16 protein-coding genes and 1 pseudogene are annotated in these 23,467 nt (G+C 59.5%); 7 read left to right on the top strand and 10 right to left on the bottom strand.

Annotated features, from left to right (window positions below):
- Window positions 1–88: 88 nt before the first annotated feature.
- The gene (locus tag FQ187_RS30500) at window positions 89–2,863 is read right to left on the bottom strand and encodes a filamentous hemagglutinin N-terminal domain-containing protein (protein WP_256667389.1); all 2,775 of its coding nucleotides are present in this window, start codon (window positions 2,861–2,863) and stop codon (window positions 89–91) included.
- A gap of 24 nt (window positions 2,864–2,887) precedes the next feature.
- The gene (locus FQ187_RS21035; RefSeq protein ID WP_149630936.1) at window positions 2,888–4,594 is read right to left on the bottom strand and encodes a ShlB/FhaC/HecB family hemolysin secretion/activation protein; all 1,707 of its coding nucleotides are present in this window, start codon (window positions 4,592–4,594) and stop codon (window positions 2,888–2,890) included.
- Window positions 4,595–4,793: 199 nt separating this feature from the next.
- Here FQ187_RS21035 and FQ187_RS21030 point away from each other — a divergent pair, with 199 nt between their 5' ends.
- On the top strand, window positions 4,794–5,069 hold the full coding sequence (locus tag FQ187_RS21030; protein ID WP_149630935.1) for a hypothetical protein: 276 nt from the start codon (window positions 4,794–4,796) through the stop codon (window positions 5,067–5,069).
- A gap of 70 nt (window positions 5,070–5,139) precedes the next feature.
- Here FQ187_RS21030 and FQ187_RS21025 read toward each other — a convergent pair whose 3' ends face one another.
- Complete coding sequence (locus tag FQ187_RS21025; protein ID WP_008153197.1) at window positions 5,140–6,486, bottom strand: DEAD/DEAH box helicase; 1,347 nt, start codon at window positions 6,484–6,486, stop codon at window positions 5,140–5,142.
- A gap of 193 nt (window positions 6,487–6,679) precedes the next feature.
- Here FQ187_RS21025 and FQ187_RS21020 point away from each other — a divergent pair, with 193 nt between their 5' ends.
- Window positions 6,680–7,978 carry a mechanosensitive ion channel family protein gene (locus FQ187_RS21020; RefSeq protein ID WP_149630934.1) on the top strand — a complete coding sequence of 433 codons (1,299 nt, stop codon included), beginning with the start codon at window positions 6,680–6,682 and terminating at the stop codon, window positions 7,976–7,978.
- Window positions 7,979–8,005: 27 nt separating this feature from the next.
- Here FQ187_RS21020 and FQ187_RS21015 read toward each other — a convergent pair whose 3' ends face one another.
- The 4 genes from FQ187_RS21015 to FQ187_RS20995 form a co-directional block, all read right to left on the bottom strand.
- Window positions 8,006–8,506, bottom strand: a complete 501-nt coding sequence (locus FQ187_RS21015; protein WP_149630933.1) for a MepB family protein — start codon at window positions 8,504–8,506, stop codon at window positions 8,006–8,008.
- A complete protein-coding gene (locus FQ187_RS21010; protein WP_149630932.1) occupies window positions 8,503–9,381 on the bottom strand; it encodes a carboxylate/amino acid/amine transporter in 879 nt (292 codons plus the stop codon). The genes FQ187_RS21015 and FQ187_RS21010 overlap by 4 nt, the downstream gene beginning before the upstream one ends.
- Before the next feature lie 366 nt (window positions 9,382–9,747).
- Window positions 9,748–10,347: an FMN-dependent NADH-azoreductase gene (locus FQ187_RS21000; RefSeq protein WP_149630931.1), complete on the bottom strand. Its 600-nt coding sequence runs from the start codon at window positions 10,345–10,347 to the stop codon at window positions 9,748–9,750.
- Between the two features lie 150 nt (window positions 10,348–10,497).
- Window positions 10,498–10,827: a hypothetical protein gene (locus FQ187_RS20995; protein ID WP_056742660.1), complete on the bottom strand. Its 330-nt coding sequence runs from the start codon at window positions 10,825–10,827 to the stop codon at window positions 10,498–10,500.
- A 49-nt stretch (window positions 10,828–10,876) separates the two neighbouring features.
- Between FQ187_RS20995 and FQ187_RS20990 the strand changes: the two genes are divergently transcribed.
- The 4 genes and pseudogenes from FQ187_RS20990 to FQ187_RS20975 all read left to right on the top strand — a co-directional run bounded on the left by FQ187_RS20990 (window position 10,877) and on the right by FQ187_RS20975 (window position 15,096).
- The gene (locus FQ187_RS20990; RefSeq protein WP_149630930.1) at window positions 10,877–11,800 is read left to right on the top strand and encodes a LysR family transcriptional regulator; all 924 of its coding nucleotides are present in this window, start codon (window positions 10,877–10,879) and stop codon (window positions 11,798–11,800) included.
- Window positions 11,801–11,814: 14 nt separating this feature from the next.
- A pseudogene (locus FQ187_RS20985) lies at window positions 11,815–12,620 on the top strand (alpha/beta fold hydrolase).
- A 3-nt stretch (window positions 12,621–12,623) separates the two neighbouring features.
- The gene (locus FQ187_RS20980) at window positions 12,624–13,181 is read left to right on the top strand and encodes a peptidylprolyl isomerase (protein ID WP_046048081.1); all 558 of its coding nucleotides are present in this window, start codon (window positions 12,624–12,626) and stop codon (window positions 13,179–13,181) included.
- A gap of 82 nt (window positions 13,182–13,263) precedes the next feature.
- On the top strand, window positions 13,264–15,096 hold the full coding sequence (locus tag FQ187_RS20975; RefSeq protein ID WP_149630928.1) for an ABC transporter ATP-binding protein: 1,833 nt from the start codon (window positions 13,264–13,266) through the stop codon (window positions 15,094–15,096).
- 136 nt (window positions 15,097–15,232) lie between these two features.
- Here the strand turns inward: FQ187_RS20975 and FQ187_RS20970 are convergent, their stop codons facing one another.
- Window positions 15,233–16,357, bottom strand: a complete 1,125-nt coding sequence (locus FQ187_RS20970) for a GNAT family N-acetyltransferase (RefSeq protein WP_046048079.1) — start codon at window positions 16,355–16,357, stop codon at window positions 15,233–15,235.
- Between the two features lie 280 nt (window positions 16,358–16,637).
- Here FQ187_RS20970 and FQ187_RS20965 point away from each other — a divergent pair, with 280 nt between their 5' ends.
- The gene (locus tag FQ187_RS20965) at window positions 16,638–17,969 is read left to right on the top strand and encodes a putative porin (RefSeq protein ID WP_149630927.1); all 1,332 of its coding nucleotides are present in this window, start codon (window positions 16,638–16,640) and stop codon (window positions 17,967–17,969) included.
- 128 nt (window positions 17,970–18,097) lie between these two features.
- On the opposite strand, the gene FQ187_RS20960 is transcribed toward FQ187_RS20965, so the two are convergent.
- Both FQ187_RS20960 and hrpA read right to left on the bottom strand, forming a co-directional pair.
- Window positions 18,098–19,219 carry a beta-ketoacyl-ACP synthase III gene (locus FQ187_RS20960; RefSeq protein WP_149630926.1) on the bottom strand — a complete coding sequence of 374 codons (1,122 nt, stop codon included), beginning with the start codon at window positions 19,217–19,219 and terminating at the stop codon, window positions 18,098–18,100.
- A 208-nt stretch (window positions 19,220–19,427) separates the two neighbouring features.
- Window positions 19,428–23,339, bottom strand: coding sequence for an ATP-dependent RNA helicase HrpA (hrpA, locus tag FQ187_RS20955; protein ID WP_149630925.1), 3,912 nt, complete (start codon window positions 23,337–23,339; stop codon window positions 19,428–19,430).
- Window positions 23,340–23,467: the final 128 nt, after the last annotated feature.

Here is a 23,467-nt window from a genome sequence, read left to right as displayed (position 1 = left end):
GCTGGTTGTTCAGCAGGCCGTTGTTCAGGTCGAGGGTCAGGTCGCTGTTGCTGAACAGCTCACCGCCATCTTGATCCAGGCTCGTGACCTAGACGTTCAACTGCTGCTGACTGCCAATTTGCCCGGCCGAGTTATCCAGGTGTTTGGCGGTCAGGTCGAGAGTGCCGTCAGTCGCCAGACTGCCGCCCTTGCTGTTGTTGAATTCGCCGGTGGTGACGGTCGATGCCGCCTTGGCGCTGATGATGCCTTTATCGCTGTTATCGAGACTGGCGCTGGTCAGCACCAGACCTTTTTGCGAAGCGATCAAACCACCCTGGTTTTGCAGGGCTGCCACTACGTCGAGTGTCATGGCTTCGAGGCTCGAGAGCTTGCCCAGACGGTTGTCCAGACTGCCGCCGTTGAGCACCAGTGTGCCTTCGCTGCTGATCAACCCTTGCTGGTTGTTCTTGATGTCGTCGAAGGTCAAGGCGAGGTTGTTCTGGCTGACGATCTTGCCGCCCGAGTTGTCGAGCCCGACGCCACTGAGCGTGTTCGCGCCTTTGCTGAAAATCAGCCCGGCGGTCTGGTTGATGATCTGATCGACCTTGAGCGCCAGCGTCGTGTCAGAGAGCACTTTGCCGTTGTCGCTGTTGTTCAGGCTCGCACCGTTGATGTGCAGGTCGGTCTGGCTGGACAGTAAACCGCCACGGTTGTCGATCTGACCGACGTTAACCGTCAGCGATTTGAGCGACGCGACCAGGCCGTCATTACGGTTGTCCAGCGTCTTGCCGGTCAACTTCAGATTGCCCTCGGCAACCAGTTCGCCAGCCTGCTGGCTCAAGGTATCGATATTGGCTTCGATATCACCCTTGCCGGAAATTCGGCCGCCATTGTTGGCGACTTCTTTGGCCTTGAGGGTCAGCGGACCGGTGGCGGTCAGCAGGCCACCGTTGCGGTTGTCCAGTTTATTGCCGTCCAGGCTCAGTGCAGCCTTGCTTTCGAGCCGGCCTTTGTCACGGTTGTCCAAGTCAGTGATCAGCAGCTTCACCGCCTGATCGGCACGAATCACGCCATTGCGGTTGTCTGCGTTGTTGCTAATGACTGTCAGTGTGCTGATGCCGGAAATCTTGCCTTCGCGGTTGTCCAGTCGTGTGGCCTGCACATCCATCGCGCCGTTGGCCTGGATCAGCCCTTTGCTCTGGTTGTTCAGGAGACCGCTGACTCGGGTGGTCAGTTGGCCTTCGCTGCTCAGCTTTCCTTGTTGGCTGTTGTCGAGGTTTTGTGCGCGGACTGTCAGAGCTTGTTTCGCCCCCAGGGTGCCGCTGACGTTGTTAATTCCACCACTGGCGGTGATGTCCAGCAGGCGACCGGCTGTCACAAGGCCGGCGACGTTATCCAGTGAGGTTAAGTTCAGGACAACATCAGCCAGGCTGCTCAGCTCGCCGCTGCTGTTGCTCAATCGGCCGACATTACCAGTGAAATTGCCGGTGCTGTTGATCACGCCTTTCGAGTTCAGCACCTGATTGGCATTGAGGTTCAACGTGCTGTTGCTCAGTACTCGCCCGTTGTTTTGATTGTCCAGGGTTGCGGCGGTGATGTGGGTGCTTTGCCCGCTCAGCGTGCCGCCCTGGTTGCTCAAGGTCTGTGCGGTGTTGATGGTGAGAGTGCGGCTGGCGACCAGGCTTTTGCCGGTGTTGTTGAGATTCTGCGCGCTGAGGCTCACATCGCCGTTGGCGTTGCGGCTACCGTCGGCGTTGACCCCGGCCTCGATGACGCCGCTGTTGGTCAACTGACCACCGGCGCTCAGCACGATGCTGTCGCGGGCGGCGAGGGTTTGCTGGTTGCTCAGGTTACCTTGGGTTTGTACGTTTAGCGCCGTGCCCGCATAGACCGGACCGCGAGCGTCGAGGCTGGCGGCTTTGACGTTGACTGCGCCGTTAGTCGCCGAGGTGTCGACCAGACTCAAGTGGCCGTTGGCATCGAGCTGAATATCACCACCACTGGCGATCAGTTTGCCGTCGAGTTTCACCCCGACACCCGACTCGGTACCAACCAGTTTGATCGCCCCGGCGTACATCCCGCCCAGCGCCGACGAGTCGATGGCCAATTGCGGTTTGGCACTGCCGTCATCGGCGCGAGCGGTGGCATTGAGGCTCTGCGCATTGACGTCGTTGCGACCGGCGACAATCGTCAGGTTCTTCGCCTGAATCTCGGCATTGATCTTCGCGCTGCGGGTAATGATTTCGAAGCTGTCGACGTTGTTGGCGTTCAGCCCGGCGCCGTCGATGGACACGCTGCCCTGATCCACCTGAAAGCGATCCAGTCTACCGTTATCCAGCACCGGCTTGCCGGTGGTCAACGTCACGCGTGGGGTGTTGATGAAACCGCAACCGTTGCAGCTGATGCCGTAAGGGTTGGCGACGATCACGCGGGCCGACTGCCCCGCCACTTCGGTGTAACCGCGCAACTGGCTGGGGCTGCCGCCGATGACTTCGTTGAGGATGGTTTGCGCCGCGATCCGGTTGGTCAGGTTGGGGTTGCCGACGATGAGGCCGCCCAGTTGTGTCGCACCGGTCTGCGCGGCGACGTTGTTGAGGATCACACCCTGGGTGCCGACGTTGTAATCGTGGAACTGGTTATGCGACAGCCCGGTGCCATTTGGCGTGGCGATATTGACGATCGGCACACCGTTGCCCGCCTGGCCGAGGCTGGTGCCCGGCGTGGCTACCACAATCCCGTCGGCCTGGGCCCATATCGGCTGCCAGAACATGACGTTGGCCAACAGGAACGCCAACCCGCGCTTGGGCATGCCCCAGAAGTGTTCGCGGGACTTCACGGCAGCAGAAGGCTGACGAGCGAGAAAAGCGTACTGGCGAACGTCCATGTTGAAGGTCTCGATGGGGCGAAATTAGAGAAAGAAATCCATGCGGAAATAGATCGGCGCTTCGCGCTCGGTCAGGGTGTCCGGGCGTTCCAGGGAATGAGCAAAGGTCACGCTGGCGGCGAGGTGCTGACCGCGAGCAAACAGCTCCACGGAGTTGCTGGACATGCGTCCGTGTTGATCGCCGTTGTAGCGATCGCCACGGATCACGCCCTGGTCGTAGCCGAGGCTGGTGCCGTATTCGGCAAACACCGGGCGCATCCATTCCAGGGTCACCGGGCGGGTCCAGCGCAGGTCGTTGCGCCAGTAACCGCCGCTGTCGCCGGACAAGGATTGATCCTTGTAACCGCGAATCGACGATTGCCCGCCGAGGCTGGTGCGCTGCGGGCTGAACAGCACATCTTCGCTGCGCTGGCCAGTCATCAGGCTACTGAAACTGAACGACTCGCCCCACACCTTGAACGGCTGCAGGTAGCTCGCCGTCGCGGTGTATTTGCGGTAGCGCGCGTTCGGTTCGCCGGGGCCTGGATCGCCATTACTCTGAGCATCGAACGCGCCGATGCCTTCCTGCATCCCCACATCGAGGTTGACGAACGCACTGCCAATCCGCCGACCGTGGTTGATGCCGTACTGCATTTCGCTGATGCGGTTACTGCTCAGCTTGAGCTTGCTGTCTTCGATGAAGTTGTTGGTGCGCAGGTAAGAGATACCCGCGTTGAGAGAGGTCTTGCTGACGGCATCGCGATGGATCACTCGCTCGGCACGCAACTGATGGTTTTGGCTATCACCGGTTTGCTTGAAGTTGAAGCCGTTAGCTTGAGCTTGCGAGCGGTACTCACTCTGGCTGTAGGTGTAGTTGAAGTTCCACCAGCCCCACGGCAGGTTGTAATTGATCATCGCGTTGTTGGAGGTGTGCTGGTGATCGGTCATCGCATCGTGACCGCCGCGCAACATCAACTGATCCGCCAAACCCAGCGGGCTGTCCCAATCAAATGTCGTGCCCCACTGCTGCTCGCCGGTGCTGCGCTGGCCGTCGTTGCTGCGGGACAACCCGGCACGCCACGGCTTTTGCGGGGTGTTCTTGACCAGCACTTCACTGCCGCCGACGTTCTTGCCCGGCGCCAACTCCATCTGCGCCTGATTCGATGGCAAACGGTTGAGCTGATCGACCAGTTGCTCGATTTCCCGCAGGTTGACCAACTCGCCAGTCTTGCCGGGAAAAGCCATGCCCAACTCGCGGTCCGACAGCTTGCTGCCCTCCGCGCCTTTCAAACCTTCGAGCTTGCCTTCGACCACCAGCACCTTTAGATGCCCGCCGGACAAATCCTGCTGCGGCAAGTAGGCACGGCTGGTGACCAGGCCTTTCTCGATGTAATGGTCGGTGATGACTTTCAGCAGTTCGTTGAGCTGAGTGACGCCCAGGCATTGGCCGATGTAAGGCTTGAGCAGACGATTTTTCTCGCTCTCGGAGAGACTGTCGGCGCCTTTGAGTTCGATGTCTTTGATCGGGAAGCAACGCGTGTCGGCAGGGGCCGCCGGTTGCGTGGGTTTGGCTTCCTTGCCGGGTAACTCCTTGAGCTCTTCGAGACGCCGACGCTGCTCTTCGAGCAGGCGATCCTGACGTTCGCGGATCAGATCGGTTTCACCGGGGGTGGGGGCGGCGTGAGCAAGATTTAGCGGAGAAAGGCACAGCAAAGCCAGGCACAACCTCGCCACGAGGGCGGGTGGGTACATGTTCGATCCCTCGAATGGAGAGTGGTAGCACAATAGTGGCGCGATATTAGAGGGCCACTATTTTGGCGTCAATAAATGGTTGGACCCAGAAGGCGTAATCGACGAGGGGCACCACCTAAACCGGCTGATCACGAGTGAACTTTCACAACCTCGCGGCCTCAACCGATTAACCGCCCGACACGGAACCGAGGCCACCCCAATGAAAACCCTGCTGAAACTCACCCTCGCCGCCACCCTCACCTGCGCCCTCCCCGTCTGGGCCTGCACGCCCGAGGAAGCCACTGAAAAACGCGAACAATTAGCCAAGGAAGTCACCAAGCTCACCGAGCAAAATCCGGCCAAGGCCAAGGAGATCAACGATGAGTTACAGAAAATGGATTTGGGGACGGCGAGCAAGGATTTGCCGGATAAGTGCCAGTTGATCGATCAGCGATTGAAGGAGCTGGAATCAGCGGAGAAGAAAACCGAGGGTTGATCCGGCTCAGGAATCCCAGGCATAAAAAAACCGGACATTGGTCCGGTTTTTTATTGGTCGCTAGAACTGCTTATTCAGCAGCCGGCGCTTCCGGCTTGCGGCGCTTCAACGGAGCCATACCGTCCTTGCTGACCAGCGACAGGGCGTCGGTCTTCGGGCGGTTGGCGATCTTGCGTTTGGTCGGGGCCTTGGCGCCGGTTTTCTTCTTGTCGCCTTTGGCGTCGACCTTTTTCTTCTTCACGCCAACGGCTTTGCCCGAGGCCTTGACCTTTTTCGGTCCGCCGTAGGTGCCTTTGACTTCCTTGATGGTGCGGCGCTCGAAGCTCTGCTTGAGGTAGCGCTCGACGCTCGACATCAGGTTCCAGTCGCCGTGGCAGATCAGCGAGATGGCCAGGCCATCGTTGCCGGCGCGACCGGTACGACCGATGCGGTGAACGTATTCGTCGCCGCTGCGCGGCATGTCGAAGTTGATCACCAGGTCCAGGCCTTCCACGTCGAGGCCGCGAGCGGCGACGTCGGTGGCAACCAGGATTTTCACGCCGCCCTGCTTCAGACGGTCGATGGCCAGCTTGCGGTCTTTCTGGTCTTTGTCACCGTGCAGGACGAACGCTTTGTATTCCTGCGCCACCAGGCGGCCGTAGATACGGTCGGCCATGGCCCGGGTGTTGGTGAACACGATGGCCTTCTGGTAGGTCTCGTTGGCCAGCAGCCAGTTCACGATCTGTTCTTTGTGCTGGTTGTGGTCAGCGGTGATGATCTGCTGGCGGGTGGTCGCATTCAGATCGCTGACGTTGTTGAGCTGCAGGTGCTCAGGGTTGTTCAGCACCTTGGCGACCATCTCGCGCAGGCCCGAACCACCGGTGGTGGCAGAGAACAGCATGGTCTGCTGGCGGTTGGTGCACTCTTCCACCAGACGCTGGACGTCTTCGGCAAAGCCCATGTCGAGCATGCGGTCGGCTTCGTCGAGGACCAGTACTTCGACTTCCTTGAGGTCGAGGTTACCGGCGTTCAGTTGCTCGATCATCCGGCCCGGCGTACCGATCAGGATGTCCGGCACCTTGCGCAGCATGGCGGCCTGGACCTTGAAGTCTTCACCGCCGGTGATCAGGCCGGACTTAATGAAGGTGAACTGAGCGAAACGCTCAACTTCCTTGATGGTCTGCTGGGCCAGCTCGCGGGTCGGCAGCAGGATCAGGGTCTTGATGCTGACGCGGACTTTCGCCGGGCCGATCAGACGGTTGAGGATCGGCAAAACGAAGGCAGCGGTTTTACCGCTACCGGTTTGCGCTGTCACCCGCAGGTCACGCCCTTGGAGCGCCAGCGGAATAGCCGCTGCTTGCACAGGCGTTGGCTCGACAAATTTAAGCTCGGCCACGGCTTTGAGCAGGCGTTCGTGCAGGGCGAATTGGGAAAACACGGGTGCTACCTCGAAGAAATACAAAAAAACAGCTGCATAGGGTAACGGTTTCGAGCGCTAAGGCCGAGTTTCTTTATACAAACGGCGCTAAACAGTGGTTTTTTTGTTGCGTCTTTTGTCCTCAAACGTCATCCAAAGCGTCTTAAATGCTCTAATCGCCCCGTCGCGTCCTACAGAAGAACCGTTTTTGCCCATGGATATCAAACAGCTCTGGCTCAACGTCCAAGACCTTTGGGGTGCGCTCGATCAGCACCCGCTCCTGCATTCCAGCCTGGCATTGGTGCTATTGCTGGTGATTGCGCTGGTCCTCGGACGAGTGGCGCGCTACCTCATTCTGCATGCGACCAAAATGCTCGGTCGCCAGCCGGCACTGCACTGGATCAACGACTTTCGGCATAACAAAGTCTTTCATCGTCTGGCGCAGATCACCCCCTCGCTGGTGATCCAGTTCGGCTTGCACCTGGTGCCGGAGTTGGGCAAGACCAGTCTGATCTTCCTCGGAAACGTCGCGCTGGCATTCACCATTCTGTTCCTGCTGTTGGCGGTCAGTGCCCTGCTCAGCGCCCTGCTCGACATCTACGCGCGCACCGAACACGCCCGTACCCGCTCGATCAAAGGCTATGTGCAGCTGACGAAAATGGTTTTGTACGTGCTTGGCGCAATCATCATTGTCGCCACGCTGATCGACCGCTCGCCGCTGTTGCTGCTGTCGGGTCTGGGCGCCATGTCGGCGGTGATTCTGTTGGTCTACAAAGACACCCTGCTGTCGTTCGTCGCCAGCGTGCAGCTGACCAGCAACGACATGCTGCGGGTCGGCGACTGGATCGAGATGCCGCAAGTCGGCGCCGACGGTGACGTGGTCGACATCACGCTGCACACGGTCAAGGTGCAGAACTTCGACAAAACCATCGTTTCGATTCCAACCTGGCGCCTGATGTCCGAGTCGTTCAAGAACTGGCGCGGCATGCAGCAATCCGGTGGACGACGGATCAAGCGCAGCCTTTTCATCGACGCCAGCGGCGTGCGATTCATCCGTGATGACGAAGAGCTGAAGCTGTCACAGGTGCACCTGCTGACCGACTACATCAGCCGCAAACAGGCCGAACTCAAGGCCTGGAACGAAGCCCAGGGCAATGTGGCGGCGATGTCGGCCAACCGTCGGCGGATGACCAATATCGGGACTTTCCGTGCCTATGCGCTGGCGTATTTGAAGAGTCACCCGGAAATCCAGCCGAACATGACCTGCATGGTCCGCCAGATGCAGACCACCGCTCAGGGCATTCCGCTGGAGATCTACTGCTTCACCCGCACCACCGTGTGGGCCGATTACGAGCGGATTCAGGGGGATATTTTCGACTACTTGCTCGCGGTGTTGCCGGAGTTCGGCTTGAGCCTTTATCAGCAGCCAAGTGGCGGAGATCTAAGGGCCGGGTTGCTCCCGGCCATGCTAGGCGCAAGCCATATTCCCGAGACTGAAAAACACGTCATGTAACACCTCACTCCAGCAGGGGTTTAGGGTCTATTTCCCAAAGAGCCGGCGCACCTGCACGGGATCGGCATCACCGCTTTGGTCAAGCGCAAGGAAGTATTTGAGCTGCCATTGCTGCGTCTTCACCGCTTGTTTGGCGACGGGTCTGGACCATGGCGGATAGACACGAATCGCCCGCTTGCCACCTTCGCCATCAATCGACATGACACCCTTGGCGGCGAGTATCTTCTGGTCAAATACAAACTGCCCGCGATAGGTTTCATCAGCAACGCTCACCACCACAAAGGCGACGCCATCGCCGGTGTCGAGCGGTGCAATCTCGCTGGCAGGCGTTGGCCGCTTCCATAGCGTGACGAATTGGCCAATCTTGGTCGGCGTGGTTTTCGCTACGCGGAAGACCATCGCCTGGCCATCGAGGCCAAAGCGACAGGCGCCGTAGTCGGCACTCTCCTCCTCGCACCGAGCTTCATCCGTTAATGTCATGCCTGCGGGCTTGTAGATCTGCTCGATGGCGTCGATCAGGTCCGTCATGGCCGTTCCCGCAACGGCAGTACTTCTCGCCTGACGCCCAACCGACTGATCCACACCGCCATCAAAATCACCGCCCCACCCAGCAACAACCGTCCCAGCGCTTCATGCTGATTCCAGATCAGCAGATTGATCAACAACCCCACCGGCACATGCAGGTTGTTCATCACCGCGAGCGTCCCGCCATTCACCAGGCACGCGCCTTTGTTCCACCAGTACAACCCGAGCGCAGTCGAGACCAGGCCGAGGAACACCAGCACGCCCCATTGCAGCGGTGCTTCGGGCAAAAAGTTCTGTTTGCCGAACAACAGAAACGCCGGCAACGCCACCGCCAATGCCCCCAGGTAGAAGTAACCAAAGCGCCGGTAATGCGGCAGATCGCTCGGATGACGCGCCACCAGATGCTTATAAAGCACCTGCCCCGCGGCGTAGGTGAAGTTGGCCAGTTGCAGCAGCAGGAAACCCATGAAGAAATCCGGGTTGATCCGGTCATAGCGAATCACCGCCGCGCCCATCACCGCCACCAGTGCCGCCACCAACGCCCACGGATTGAAGCGTCGGTTCAGCGCATCTTCGATCAAAGTCACGTGCAGCGGCGTGAGGATGGTGAACAGCAACACCTCCGGCACTGTCAGCACCCGAAAGCTCAGGTACAGGCAGACGTAAGTCACCCCGAATTGCAACGCGCCGATCAGCAGCATGCCGCGCATGAACGCCGGTTCAACCGAACGCCAGCGGGTCAACGGAATGAACACCAGCCCCGCCAGTACCACTCGCACCAGCACCGCAAAGTAACTGTCGACATGACCGGCCAGGTATTCGCCGATCAAGCTGAAGGAAAACGCCTGAATCAGCGTGACAAAAAGTAGATAGCCCATGCTCGCCTCGTTTCGAATGGCGGCGACGATAGCGGTTTTTACTCTTCTCTGCGAATCGTCAGGCAACACACAAATCCACTAATGTGGGAGCGGCGGTGCGACGATTCGACTTGCTCGCGAAGAGGGCGTGCCAGTCGGTATCAATGTTGAATGACACACCGCATTCGCGAGCAAGCCCGCTCCCACAGGGGTTATGTGCACGCTCCCGAATCCCGGGCAAAAAAAAAGCCCGATCTCGCTAAAGCGTTCAATCGGGCTACAGCACTCAGGAGCAACAAGTGCAAAGGGAGGTTCGATGCGCGTAAAGCCTTGAAGAGGTTGCGCCAGGTCACTTGAACATCAAGGGATTATCTGGCGATTAAAGCCCTAGGCGACCTGAGAAAGCTTGGCGTTGGCCTGGCTCAGGCCTTTCTCCTGGAAGTCACCGCCCAGGTTCATGCCTTCGGCGTGAATGAACGTTACGTCGTGAATCCCGATGAAGCCCATGACCTGACGCAGGTACGGTTCCTGGTGATCCGCGGTGCTGCCGGCGTAGATCCCGCCGCGGGCGGTCAGCACGTAGGCACGCTTGCCGCTGAGCAAGCCTTGCGGGCCGGTGTCGGTGTACTTGAAGGTCACGCCGGCACGCAGCACATGGTCGAGCCAGGCTTTGAGGGTGCTGGGGATGGCGAAGTTGTACATCGGCGCGGCCATGACCAGTACATCGGCGGCCAGCAATTCGTCGGTCAACTGGTTGGAGCGTTCCAGGGAAACCTGTTCGATGTCGCTGCGTTGTTCGGCAGGTTTCATCCAGCCGCCCAGCAGGTTGATGTCCAGGTGCGGCACCGGGTTGACGGCCAAGTCACGCACCGTAATCTGGTCGGCCGGGTGAGCCGCTTGCCACTGGCTGATGAAGGTCTGGGTCAGTTGACGGGAAACCGAATCTTGCTGACGAGCGCTGCTTTCGATGATCAGAACACGTGACATGGCTTGTAGGCTCCATCTGAGAATGCTGTAAGGCGATGGAGTGAAGGTTAAACGGTGCCATATCGATGAAAAAGCGCAAATAACTGCTATAAACCATCAATAAATTCGTTTATAAGCGGAGCATGCCTGGCGGGCGTGCTCCGCTTGATGTCATTTGGGGGTGCAGGTCAGTTTGATACGCATCTTGATGATGCTCCGGTTGAACTTGGCGGTGGCATTTTTGTGTTTACCAGCGGCCACTTCGATATTGCGGGTGCGTGGCGCTTCCGGGCCATTGTTGAAAACTACCTTACAGGCCGCATCGGTGGTGCCGTAGTTGTTCACCTGAATGGAGGCGATGTCGCTATCCGTGTCATACGCGTTGTAGTCGATGCTCAAGCCGTTCAGCTGTTTTTCAACGTCGATCGGATAGGCAAACGCCGTCAGCGGCAGCATCGCCAACAGCACACAACCCGACACCACACAACAAAGCTTTTTCATTCAGCAGTCTCCAATAAGGACTGCCAGCTTAGGACAAGAGGAGCTATTCATGAAAGCGCCCCGCGTGACCCTTGATCAATGGCGAACGTTACAGGCCGTGGTCGACCACGGTGGTTTCGCCCAGGCCGCCGAAGCGCTGCACCGCTCGCAATCGTCGGTGAGCTACACCGTGGCGCGCATGCAGGACCAGCTCGGCGTGCCGCTGTTGCGCATCGACGGCCGCAAAGCGGTGCTGACCGAAGCCGGCGGCGTGCTGCTGCGCCGTTCGCGGCAACTGGTGAAACAGGCCAGTCAGCTGGAGGACCTGGCCCATCACATGGAACAAGGCTGGGAAGCGGAAGTGCGGCTGGTGGTCGACGCCGCCTACCCGAGCGCCCGCCTCGTCCGCGCCTTGACCGCGTTCATGCCGCAAAGCCGTGGCTGCCGGGTGCGTCTGCGCGAAGAAGTGCTGTCGGGGGTAGAAGAAGTCTTGCTCGAAGGCGTGGCCGATCTGGCCATCAGCAGTTTCAGCATCCCGGGTTTCCTGGGCGCGGAGTTGAGCGACGTCGAGTTCGTTGCGGTCGCCCATCCCGAGCATCCTTTGCATCGCCTCAATCGCGAACTGAATTTCCAGGACCTGGAGAGCCAACTGCAAGTGGTCATCCGCGACTCCGGTCGCCAGCAGCCACGGGACGTCGGCTGGCTCGGCGCGGAACAGCGCTGGACTGTCGGCAGCCTGGCCACCGCGGCGACTTTTGTCAGCAGCGGCCTGGGTTTCGCCTGGTTGCCTCGGCACATGATCGAACGAGAACTCAAGGAAGGTCTGCTCAAGCTGCTACCGTTGGACCAGGGTGGCAGCCGCAACCCGAGCTTCTACCTGTACTCGAACAAGGACAAACCCTTGGGGCCGGCCACGCAGATTCTCATCGAACTGCTGCGCACTTTCGACACTGCGCCGCTGGATGCACCTTTCGCCGCCCCTGAACAAGCCTGACACGGAGTGTACGCATGGCCTATTTCGAACACGAAGGTTGCAACCTGCACTATGAGGAATATGGCCACGGCACGCCGTTGCTGCTGGTCCACGGGCTCGGTTCCAGCACCCTGGACTGGGAACAGCAGATCCCGGCGTTGTCGGCCCGCTACCGGGTGATCGTCCCGGATGTGCGCGGCCACGGTCGCTCCGACAAACCCCGCGAGCGCTACAGCATCGCCGGGTTTAGCGCCGACCTGATCGCCCTCATTGAACACCTGAACCTCGGCCCCACTCATTACGTGGGCCTGTCCATGGGCGGCATGATCGGTTTTCAACTGGCCGTGGATCAGCCGCAATTGCTCAAAAGCCTGTGCATCGTCAACAGCGCGCCCGAGGTCAAACTGCGCAGCCGCGACGATTACTGGCAGTGGTTCAAGCGCTGGAGCCTGATGCGCGTTCTCAGTCTGGGCGCCATCGGCACGGCCCTGGGCGGCAAGCTGTTCCCCAAACCCGAACAGGCCGACCTGCGACAAAAAATGGCCGAGCGCTGGGCAAAAAACGACAAACATGCTTATCTCGCCAGCTTCGATGCGATCGTTGGCTGGGGGGTTCAGGAACGACTTTCGAGAGTCTCCTGTCCAACGCTCATCGTCAGCGCCGACCGTGACTACACACCGGTCTCGCTGAAAGAGACCTATATCAAACTGCTGCCCGATGCGCGGCTGGTGGTGATTGCCGATTCGCGCCACGCCACCCCGCTGGATCAACCCGAAATGTTCAACCAAACGCTGCTCGAGTTTCTCACCGCAGTCGACACCACCTCACTCAGGATCACTGACCCATGCTGAAAAAAATCGCCCTCGTCGCTGGCTCCGTTCTGTTTGCCGCCAACCTGATGGCCGCCACGCCCGCCAAGGCGCCGCACGTACTGCTGGAGACCACCAATGGCCAGATCGAAATCGAACTGGACCCGGTCAAGGCACCGATCAGTACCAAGAACTTCCTTGATTACGTCAACAGCGGCTTCTACAACAACACGATTTTCCACCGTGTGATTCCGGGCTTCATGGTCCAGGGCGGCGGCTTCACTCAACAAATGCAGCAGAAAGAAACCAAGGCACCGATCAAGAACGAGTCCAAAAACGGTCTGCATAACGTCCGTGGCACGCTGTCCATGGCCCGCACCTCTAATCCTGATTCGGCCACCAGCCAGTTCTTCGTGAACGTCAAAGACAATGACTTCCTCGACAGCGGTGACGGCTATGCGGTCTTCGGTAAAGTCGTGAAAGGCATGGACGTGGTGGACGTCATCGTCAACTCGCAAACCACCACCCGTGGCGGCATGAAAGATGTGCCAGCCGACCCTGTGTTCATCAAGTCGGCCAAAGTCATCGACTAAGCTACACAGGAAGTCTTGAGCGGCTGCCAGAGTGCGCCGCTCACACTGTTCAAAGGAGAGCCCGTGCGCGGGCGGAGAACCGATGCTTTATCGCCGTTTTGAGAAACTGATCGACATTTTCCGCGATGCCCCGACGGCCGCTCCGCCGGATCGGGTTCTCCCTTTTTATACCTATTACTTGAAGCAGGTCTGGCCGAGTTTCGCTGTCCTGCTGTTCGTCGGTCTGATCGGTGCGCTGATCGAAGTGGCGCTGTTCAGTTACCTGAGTCGCATCATCGACCTGACCCAAGGCACGCCTAACGTCGATTTCTTCAAGGAACATGGCATCGAGCTGGCCTGGATGGCGGTGGTAGCCCTGGTTTTTCGGCCGATTTTTGTTGGCTTGCATGACCTGCTGGTGCACCAGACCCTGAGCCCCAGCATGACCAGCCTGATCCGCTGGCAGAACCACAGTTATGTGCTCAAACAGAGCCTGAATTTTTTCCAGAACGACTTCGCCGGGCGCATCGCCCAGCGCATCATGCAGACCGGCAACTCGCTGCGCGATTCAGCTGTGCAAGCGGTGGACGCGCTGTGGCACGTGCTGATCTACGCGATCAGTTCGCTAGTGCTGTTCGCCGAAGCCGACTGGCGCCTGATGATCCCGCTACTGACATGGATCGTCGCCTTCATCAGTGCCCTTTACTACTTCGTGCCACGGGTCAAGGAACGTTCGGTCGTGTCCTCTGATGCGCGCTCCAAACTCATGGGACGGATCGTCGACGGCTACACCAACATCACCACCCTGAAGCTGTTCGCCCACACCAACTTCGAGCAGCAATACGCGCGCGAAGCGATCAAGGAGCAAACCGAAAAAGCCCAACTGGCCGGCCGGGTGGTCACCAGCATGGACGTGGTCATCACCAGCATGAACGGCTTGCTGATCGTCGGCACCACCGGCCTGGCCCTGTGGCTGTGGACGCAGTCACTGATCACCGTAGGCGCGATTGCCCTGGCCACCGGCCTGGTGATCCGCATCGTCAACATGTCCGGCTGGATCATGTGGGTGGTCACCGGGATTTTCGAAAACATCGGCATGGTTCAGGACGGTTTGCAGACCATCTCTCAACCGGTCAGCGTCACCGATCGAGAGCAGGCCAAACCGCTGGCGGTCACCCGTGGCGAAGTGCGTTTCGAGCACGTGGATTTCCACTACGGCAAGAAGAGCGGGATCATTGGCGACCTCAACCTGACCATCAAGCCCGGCGAGAAAATCGGCCTGATCGGTCCATCCGGCGCCGGCAAGTCAACCCTGGTCAACCTGCTGCTGCGCCTCTATGACGTGGAGGGCGGACGCATCCTCATCGACGGCCAGAACATCGCAGAAGTCGGCCAGGAAAGCCTGCGCGAGCGCATCGGCATGATCACCCAGGACACGTCCCTGCTGCATCGCTCGATCCGCGACAATTTGTTGTACGGCAAACCCGACGCCACCGACGCTGAACTCTGGGAGGCGGTGCACAAGGCCCGCGCCGACGAGTTCATCCCGTTGTTGTCGGACTCCGAAGGTCGCACCGGTTTTGATGCCCACGTCGGTGAACGCGGAGTGAAACTCTCCGGCGGTCAGCGTCAGCGGATTGCGATTGCTCGCGTGCTGCTCAAGGACGCACCGATCCTGATCATGGACGAGGCCACTTCGGCGCTCGATTCGGAAGTCGAAGCGGCGATCCAGGAAAGCCTCGAAACCCTGATGCAGGGCAAAACCGTGATCGCCATCGCTCACCGGCTCTCGACCATCGCCCGCATGGACCGGCTGGTGGTGCTGGAAAAAGGCAAGATCGCCGAAACCGGCAGCCACGCCGAACTGCTGGCCCATGGCGGGTTGTATGCGCGGTTGTGGCAGCACCAGACGGGTGGATTTGTCGGCATCGACTAAATCTTCTGATCGACAATAATCCTGTGGGAGCGGGCTTGCTCGCGAAGGCGGAGTGTCAGGCAACAATTATGTCGACTGATACACCGCCTTCGCGAGCAAGCCCGCTCCCACAATAGTGAGTGTGATCCCCCCAGGATCAATCCTGCCGGTAAGGCAAGGCCGTCCTCGCTTCCTCGGCATACGCCAACACGCCAACGCGCTCTTGCTGCAGGAAGTCTTTAACGGCCGCTTTCAGGCCGGGATGACGCAAGTAGTGCCAGGAATGAGTGATGACCGGTTCAAACCCGCGAATCAACTTGTGCTCACCCTGGGCACCGGCATCGAATCGCTGGAAGCCATTGGCAATCGCGTAGTCCATGCCTTGGTAGAAACAGGTCTCGAAGTGCAGACGATCGAACTCCGCCAGACAGCCCCAGTAACGACCGTAAAAGCTGTCGCCACCCACCAGACTGAACGCCATGGCCACCGGCCGTGAGCCTTGCTTGGCCAACACCACACGAATCGACTCTGGCATGCGCTCGGCCAGCAAACTGAAAAACTCCCGCGTCAGATAGGGCGCTTGCCGACGCACTGCGTAGGTATTGGCGTAGCAGGCATAGACAAAATCCCACTGCGCCTGATCGAGTTGCCTACCTTCAAGCCATTCGAAATCAATGCCCTGCCCCGCCACTTGTTCGCGTTCCTTGCGCATCTGCTTGCGCTTGCGCGAACTGAGGACGTCGAGAAAGTCCTGAAAATCCCGATAGCCGCGATTCTGCCAGTGGTACTGACAGCCGATTCGCTGCAACCAGCCTGGCTGCTCGGCCAAGGCCGCGTCAGTGAACGGGTCGGTGAAGTTGATGTGGGCACTGGAGAGTTGTTCGATTTCAAGGTAGCCCGGCAGGCTTTTCAACAGTTCGAAACCGTCCTCGAGCGTGGCGGCCAGTAAACGCGGGCCGCTGACCGGACTGAACGGCACAGCCGTCAGCAGCTTGGGGTAGTAATCGATACCGGCACGCTCACAGGCATCGGCCCAGGCGTGATCGAACACGTACTCGCCGTAAGAATGCCATTTGCGATAACTGGGCAGCGCGGCAATCAGGCGATCGCCTTCGATGTGCAACAAATGCTCGGGTTGCCAGCCCGAATGAGGGCCGACGCTGCCGCTGTCTTCCAGCGCGCTGAGAAAGGCGTGGCGCAGAAAGGGCTGATTCTCGGGCACCAAGGCATCCCACGTCTGCGACGCGATTTCGGACAGACTTTCCAGACGTTGCAGCGGCATCAGTTCTTCCCTACTTCTTTGCGTGAAAGCCCGGCGAGTATCGCCCATCGCCAAAAAATCCACACGAGCAATCCGCCGACAGGGCTCTGGATAAGGCTTTACGCCATATTTGTATCGTCATCGAGACGCCATCACATTGCCACTGCCCTGTCATAAACCATCGCGATACTGGCGCCTGTTTTTAGAGCGTCGGGTTCTAGCCCGGCCACTGTTTTCCGCCCGTAACGGTCGGTTGTGTCCTGGATGGCTCAGTCATCCCCTCTCATCTTCGGAGATTGATATGCGTCTTGCTTCCACGAAAACTGCGGCGGCCCTGTGTGGCGGGCTGTTGCTGGCCATGAGTGTTCCGGCCAGTGCCGCAGTCGACGCCAAACTGCTCGACATGCTCAAGGCAAACGGCTCGATTTCGCCTGCGCAGTACACCGAACTGCAAGCCGAGCTGACCAGGGATCAGAAAGACCAGCAAATCGCCCGTCAGGCTCAGCAAGAGACCAACGAGCAGATCGCGGCAACCGCGAAGAAAACCAATGAACTGAGCACCTTCGACCAGAAACTGGCGTGGGCCGCCAAGACCCAATTCAAGGGTGACGTGCGTTTCCGTCAGGAAACCGTCCACAACGATGGCGTTTCAAACAACAAAGACCAGAATCGTCAGCGCATTCGTGCCCGTCTGGGTGCCTACAGCGAAATCAACCCTCAAGTCGACACCGGTATTCGTATCGCCACCGGCAGCAACGACGACGCCCGGTCCACCAACCAGGACCTGAACAACTACTTCGACAAGAAGTCGATCTGGCTGGACCAGGGCTACGTCGACTACCACCCCGACGCGATCAAGAACCTGCACCTCGTCGGCGGCAAGATGCCGCAACAATGGGTGAGCATGGGTGACATCATCTGGGATAGCGACATCAACCCGGAAGGCCTGGCAGCCACTTACAAATACCCGCTGGGCGGCAGCACCGAGCTGTTCGGTAGCGCCGGTCACTACACCCTCAAGGACAACGTCGACGGCGAGGGTGTGCAGTTCAAACACGACCTGCGTCTGTACGCTGGCCAGTTGGGCGCGCGTTTCGCCATCACTGACAGCATGAAAATGACCTTGGGCGGCAGTATCTACTCGTATGACAACGACAAGAACAGCGCCTGCCCTACCACCGGCACCGTCACCGCGCCATGCGCACTGGCCGTCAACGGCAACAGCCCGAACCAAACCTTCAAACTGTACGAAGGCTTTGGTCAGCTCGACTTCAGCAACCTGCCAGTACCGCTCTCGTTGTACGGTCAGTACGTCAACAACAAAGACGCGAGCAACGATCAGGACACTGGTTGGTTGGCCGGTGTGAAGTCCAAGATCTACGGCTTCGCAGTGGACTACAACTACCGCGATGTACAGCGTAACGCGGTTGTCGGCGCCTTCACCGACTCCGACTTCGCCAACGGTTTCACCGGTTCGCGCGGCAGCAAGTTGAAAGTGAGCTACGAGTTGGACAAGAACTTCAACCTCGGCGCGACGTACTTCATGGCTACATCTGACCAAACCAACGCTAGCCTCAACAAGAAAGACTCCGACATCAACACCCTGCAACTGGATGCCGAAGCGAAGTTCTGATTCCCCGCCATACGACTCGGGCAAGGAAGCCCGAGCCGCTTTTACAAACTCGCGTTGTGATATCGGTCCCCATCATCCGTCCGATACGGCAGCGCGAGTTTTTTTTGTTGGCGCAAACAAAGGCGAACTCAGCGCTTGCGCAGAATCACGCTGCCAATCGAGTAACCGGCGCCGAACGAGCTGAGCACTGCCAGCGAACCTGCAACCAGATCGTCCTGGTTCTTGTGAAACGCGATCACGGAACCGGCGGAGCTGGTGTTGGCGTAGGTGTCGAGAATCACCGGGGCTTCTTCTTCGGTGGCTTCGCGGCCCAGCAGCTTCTTGACGATCAGGTGGTTCATGCTGAGGTTGGCCTGGTGCAGCCAGAAGCGTTTCACGTCGCTGATGTTGAGTGTGTTCTCGTCCAGGTGCGTAGCGATCAGCTCGGCGACCATCGGGCAGACATCGCGGAACACCTTGCGGCCTTCTTGCACGAACAGTTTGTCCTTGGCACCGATGCCCTCTTCTGCCGCGCGGTTGAGGAAGCCGAAGTTGTTGCGGATGTTGTTGGAGAACTTGGTCAGCAGCTTGGTGCTGACGATGTCGAACTGGTACTTGGACGTTGCCAAGTCAGCACGTTCGATGATCACCGCGGTGGCGGCGTCGCCGAAGATGAAGTGGCTGTCACGGTCGCGGAAGTTCAGGTGACCGGTACAGACTTCCGGGTTGACCATCAAAATCGCCCGGGCCTGGCCCAGTTGCACGCTATTGGCCGCAGCCTGAATGCCGAAGGTCGCCGAGGAGCAGGCGACGTTCATGTCGTAACCGAAACCCTGGATACCCAAGGCTTCCTGGACTTCGATGGCGATGGCCGGATAGGCCCGTTGCAGGTTGGAGCAGGCGACGATCACGCCGTCGATGTCCGCGGCGGTCTTGCCGGCACGCTGCAAGGCTTGCTCGGCGGCGCCGATGGCCATTTGGCAAAGCACCGACCACTCGTCATTCGAGCGTTCCGGCAGGCGTGGCGCCATGCGTTGCGGGTCGAGGATGCCTTCCTTGTCCATGACAAAGCGGCTTTTGATGCCAGACGCCTTTTCGATAAACGCCGCGCTGGACTCGGTCAACGCTTCGATTTCGCCGCGCGCGATGGCGTCGGCGTTGTCGGCGTTGAATTGAACGACGTAAGCATTGAAAGACTGCACCAGCTCTTCATTGGAGATGCTGTTGGCCGGGGTGTACAGGCCGGTGCCGCTGATGACGACGTTATGCATGGTCGTTTCTCTAATCTGTTCAGGCAGAAAGTGTTGGCACCGACGTACCAACACACAAAGGATCTGCTCCCGTCAGGGGGAGCAAACCTGGCATCGCTTTATTCCGATCCGCCCAGGCCTGTGAAGGCTCAAAACCGCGGGGCCGGCGTTTATAGGCGCGAAGTTTGCCATAAACATTGGGTTTTGGCGCCTTTTGCGAGATCGAAGACTACGGTTCGACTTGGGTCCATTGCTTGTTCAGGCGCTTGTCGGAGATCGGCACCTTGGTCCCCAATTGTTGGGCGAACAGGGAAACCCGGTATTCCTCCAGCCACCAGCGATAGAGCTCCAGCTGCGGATCGCGTTTGCCTTCCTGGGCATGTTTGTTGGCGCGGGATTGATACTGCGTCCACAGGCCAGACAACTCGCCACTCCAGACCCGGTCCCTCTGCACCTGAGCGCCGATTTTCTCGAAGCGCTGCTCGACCGCTTTCAGATAACGCGGCAGCTCCTTGAGCCACTGCATGGGGGTTTCACGTACGAAGCCCGGATACACCAGATGACTGAGCTGCTGCTTGATGTCGTTCAGGGCCACGGCTTGCGCCAGATCAATCTTGCCCTTGAAGCGTTTTTGCAGGCCGTGCCAGAGCTTGAGAATCTCCAGCGTCAGCTTGGCCAGGCGCTCGGCGTGCTCGGTCCAGCCACCGCGCTTGCGTTCGGCCAGCGATGCCAACCCGGCGCCATCCCGTGGCAACGGGTCTTCGCCGTCGAGAATGCAGCTGTCGAGGCTGGCCAGCAGGATGTCTTCGACCAAACTGTCGATGCGCCCCATGTCGCGGTACATCAGGCCCAATTCGGTCAGCCCCGGCAACTTGCCGCGCAGGAACTTCGCCGGTTCGGCCAGTTGCTGCATCAGCAAACGCTGCAAGGCGCGGCGATGTTGAAACTCGGCTTCGGCCGGCGTGGAGAAACGTCCTTCCTTGACCGTGCCGCTCTCTTCCACCAGCGCCGGATACACCGTCATCGATAGCCCGGCGATCTTCTGCTGGGTTTTCTCGGCCACGGCGGCGAAGACTTTCGGCTCCACCGGCTGCTGGTTTTTCGCGGTTTGCGGCACCGCCAAAGCGGCCTGACTGGCTTCGGCAAAGCGTGCGGTCAGTTCCGCCAGATCACGCCCTTCGCCAAGGAACTTGCCCTGGCCGTCGACGATTTCCAGGTTCATCCGCAAATGACTGTCGACCTGCTGCGACGCTTCGGCCCAGGCTTCATCGCTGACCCGCGCACCGGTCATGCGCAGCAGTTCACGGCCCAAGGCCTGCGGTAACGAGCCCTCGGCGAAAGTCATGCGCTGCAATGCGGCTTTGATAAAGTCCGGCACCGGTACGAAATTCTTGCGCAGGGCTTTGGGCAAGTTGCGCACCAGCGCGATGCACTTCGCCTCGATGACGCCCGGCACCAGCCATTCCAGGCGCTCCGGCGGCAGCATCGGCAACAACGGCGCCGGCACACGCAGGGTTACGCCGTCGCGTGGATGGTTAGGTTCGAAGTGGTAGCTCAGCGCCAACTCCAGATCACCAATGTGCAAGGTGTCCGGGTAATGCAGGGCGGTGACTTCACTGGCCTCGCGAGCCAGCACGTCTTCTTCGCGCATGATCAGCAACTGCGGGTCTTTCTGGCTGGTGACCCGGTACCAGCTGTCGAACGTGGCGGTCTGATGAATCTCCGCTGGCAGTCGCGCATCGTAGAAAGCGAACAGGGTTTCTTCGTCGGCGAGGATGTCACGACGACGAGCCTTGGCTTCCAGTTCATCGAGCTGTTCCAGCAGTTGCGCATTGGCCGTCAGGCACTTGGCCTTGGACTGAATCTCGCCACGCACCAGGCCTTCACGAATGAAGAACTCACGAGACACCACCGGGTCGATCGGCCCGTAATGCACTGGCCGGCGACCGACCACGATCAGCCCGAACAAAGTGATCTGCTCGAACGCCACGACTTGACCGCGCTTCTTCTCCCAATGGGGTTCGAAGTGGTTTTTCTTGATCAGGTGCCCGGCCAAGGGTTCGATCCAGTCGGCGTCGATCTTGGCGACCATGCGCGCGTAAAGCTTGGTGGTTTCCACCAGTTCGGCGGCCATCAGCCATTGCGGACGCTTTTTACCGAGGCCCGATGACGGGTGAATCCAGAATCGCCGCTGACGGGCGCCAAGGTAATCACCTTCGTCGGTTTTCTGCCCGATCTGGCTGAGCAGGCCCGAAAGCACGGCTTTGTGCAGTTTCGGATAATCCGCCGGCTCTTTATTAAGGCTCAACTGCATGTCGCGGCAGATCAGGCTCAGTTGGCGATGGGAGTCGCGCCACTCGCGCAAGCGCAAGTAGTTAAGGAAGTTCTTGCGGCACCAATTGCGCAGCGGGCTGGCGGTCAACGCCTGGCGCTGTTCTTCGAAACCGCGCCACAGATTGACCAGCCCGGCGAAGTCCGAGTCCACATCCTTCCACTGAGCATGCGCCTGATCGGCAGCCTGTTGGCGTTCCGGCGGACGCTCGCGCGGGTCCTGAATCGACATGGCGCTGGCGACGATCAGCACTTCCTGCAAGCTGCCGAGTTTCGCCGCTTCCAGCAGCATGCGGCCCATCCGCGGGTCCACCGGCAACCGCGCCAACTGGCGACCGAGCGGGGTCAGCTGGCTGTTGCGGTCGACCGCCGAGAGCTCTTGCAGCAGGTTGAAACCGTCGCTGATGGCCTTGCCATCCGGCGGCTCGATAAACGGGAAATCGGTGATCTCGCCGAGGCGCAGATGCAGCATCTGCAAAATCACCGCCGCGAGGTTGGTCCGCAGGATTTCCGGGTCGGTAAATTCCGGGCGACCGATGAAATCCTCTTCGCCATAGAGACGGATGCAAATGCCCGGTTCGACCCGTCCGCAGCGACCTTTACGCTGGTTGGCGCTGGCCTGGGAAATGGCTTCGATGGGCAAGCGCTGAACCTTGGCGCGGTAGCTGTAACGGCTGATGCGCGCGGTGCCGCTGTCGATCACGTAACGAATGCCCGGCACGGTCAGCGAGGTTTCCGCGACGTTGGTCGCCAGGACCACGCGACGGCCTGGGTGCGACTGGAAAATCCGCTGCTGTTCGGCCGGCGACAGTCGTGCGTAGAGCGGCAGAATCTCGGTGTGCTTGAGCTGGGCCTTGCGCAGCATGTCCGCCGCGTCGCGAATCTCGCGCTCGCCGGGCAGAAACACCAAAACATCGCCAGGACTCTTGCGTTCGCTGCGTTCGAACGCGGCGATTTCATCGAGCGTGGCGAGGATCGCCTGATCCACCGTCAAGTCATCCTCGACGCGGTTGCCCTCTTCGTCCTGCTCCAGGGTCAGCGGGCGGTACCAGGTTTCCACCGGGAAGGTGCGGCCAGAGACTTCGACAATCGGCGCATCGTCGAAATGCTTGGAGAAACGCTCTAGGTCGATGGTCGCCGAGGTGATGATGACTTTCAGGTCCGGGCGACGCGGCAGCAGGGTTTTCAGGTAACCCAGCAGGAAGTCGATGTTGAGGCTGCGTTCGTGGGCTTCGTCGACGATGATCGTGTCGTAGCGCTCGAGGTAGCGGTCGTTCTGGGTTTCCGCCAGCAGGATGCCGTCGGTCATCAGCTTGATCAGGGTGTTGGAATCACTCTGATCTTCGAACCGCACCTGATAGCCGACCAGCGCACCCAACGGCGTCGCCAGTTCTTCAGCGACCCGGCTCGCCACGCTGCGTGCAGCGATTCGACGCGGCTGGGTGTGGCCAATCAGGCCATGCTGACCGCGACCGATTTCCAGGCAAATCTTGGGCAACTGGGTGGTTTTACCCGAGCCGGTTTCACCGGCAATGATCAGCACCTGATGCTTGAGCAGCGCTGCTTTGATTTCGTCGCGCTTGGCGGCGATCGGCAGGCTGTCGTCATAACGAATCACCGGCAGGCTGGCCCGCCGCGCCAACACCTGATCACAGGACGCCTGCGTGCGCGTCACCCACTGGGCCAGTTTGGCCTCGTCAGGTTTCTTGCGCAGCTCAAGCAACTGCCGCCGCAGCCGGTGGCGGTCGGCGAGCATGGCGTGATCGAGGTTTTTCAGCAGTTTGTCGATGGAAGGCGATTCGTCAGTCATCAGGTACGCAATAAGTCGTCTAGTGGCGCAGGGGGGCGGATTGTCGCAGATTTAAAGGACGAACGAGATCCCCTGTAGCAGCTGTCGAGCCGCAGCGAGGCTGCGTTGGCCTCGACGCAGCCTCGCTG

The sequence above is a fragment of the Pseudomonas sp. ANT_J28 genome (genome assembly GCF_008370005.1).
Taxonomy (GTDB): Bacteria; Pseudomonadota; Gammaproteobacteria; order Pseudomonadales; family Pseudomonadaceae; genus Aquipseudomonas; species Aquipseudomonas frigoris.
Note: the sequence above shows the minus strand (reverse complement) of the source record. Positions and strands in the feature narration are given on the sequence as shown.

Bases quoted from the DNA above. Each gene is read 5' to 3' on its own strand.
- FQ187_RS21030 (WP_149630935.1), top strand. From the start codon at position 4,794: ATGAAAACCCTGCTGAAACTCACCCTCGCCGCCACCCTCACCTGCGCC.
- FQ187_RS20975 (WP_149630928.1), top strand. From the start codon at position 13,264: ATGCTTTATCGCCGTTTTGAGAAACTGATCGACATTTTCCGCGATGCC.
- FQ187_RS21000 (WP_149630931.1), bottom strand. From the start codon at position 10,347: ATGTCACGTGTTCTGATCATCGAAAGCAGCGCTCGTCAGCAAGATTCG.
- FQ187_RS20995 (WP_056742660.1), bottom strand. From the start codon at position 10,827: ATGAAAAAGCTTTGTTGTGTGGTGTCGGGTTGTGTGCTGTTGGCGATG.
- FQ187_RS20965 (WP_149630927.1), top strand. From the start codon at position 16,638: ATGCGTCTTGCTTCCACGAAAACTGCGGCGGCCCTGTGTGGCGGGCTG.
- FQ187_RS20990 (WP_149630930.1), top strand. From the start codon at position 10,877: ATGAAAGCGCCCCGCGTGACCCTTGATCAATGGCGAACGTTACAGGCC.
- FQ187_RS21015 (WP_149630933.1), bottom strand. From the start codon at position 8,506: ATGACGGACCTGATCGACGCCATCGAGCAGATCTACAAGCCCGCAGGC.
- FQ187_RS21020 (WP_149630934.1), top strand. From the start codon at position 6,680: ATGGATATCAAACAGCTCTGGCTCAACGTCCAAGACCTTTGGGGTGCG.
- FQ187_RS20960 (WP_149630926.1), bottom strand. From the start codon at position 19,219: ATGCATAACGTCGTCATCAGCGGCACCGGCCTGTACACCCCGGCCAAC.
- FQ187_RS21010 (WP_149630932.1), bottom strand. From the start codon at position 9,381: ATGGGCTATCTACTTTTTGTCACGCTGATTCAGGCGTTTTCCTTCAGC.
- FQ187_RS30500 (WP_256667389.1), bottom strand. From the start codon at position 2,863: ATGGACGTTCGCCAGTACGCTTTTCTCGCTCGTCAGCCTTCTGCTGCC.
- FQ187_RS20970 (WP_046048079.1), bottom strand. From the start codon at position 16,357: ATGCCGCTGCAACGTCTGGAAAGTCTGTCCGAAATCGCGTCGCAGACG.
- FQ187_RS21035 (WP_149630936.1), bottom strand. From the start codon at position 4,594: ATGTACCCACCCGCCCTCGTGGCGAGGTTGTGCCTGGCTTTGCTGTGC.
- hrpA (WP_149630925.1), bottom strand. From the start codon at position 23,339: ATGACTGACGAATCGCCTTCCATCGACAAACTGCTGAAAAACCTCGAT.
- FQ187_RS20980 (WP_046048081.1), top strand. From the start codon at position 12,624: ATGCTGAAAAAAATCGCCCTCGTCGCTGGCTCCGTTCTGTTTGCCGCC.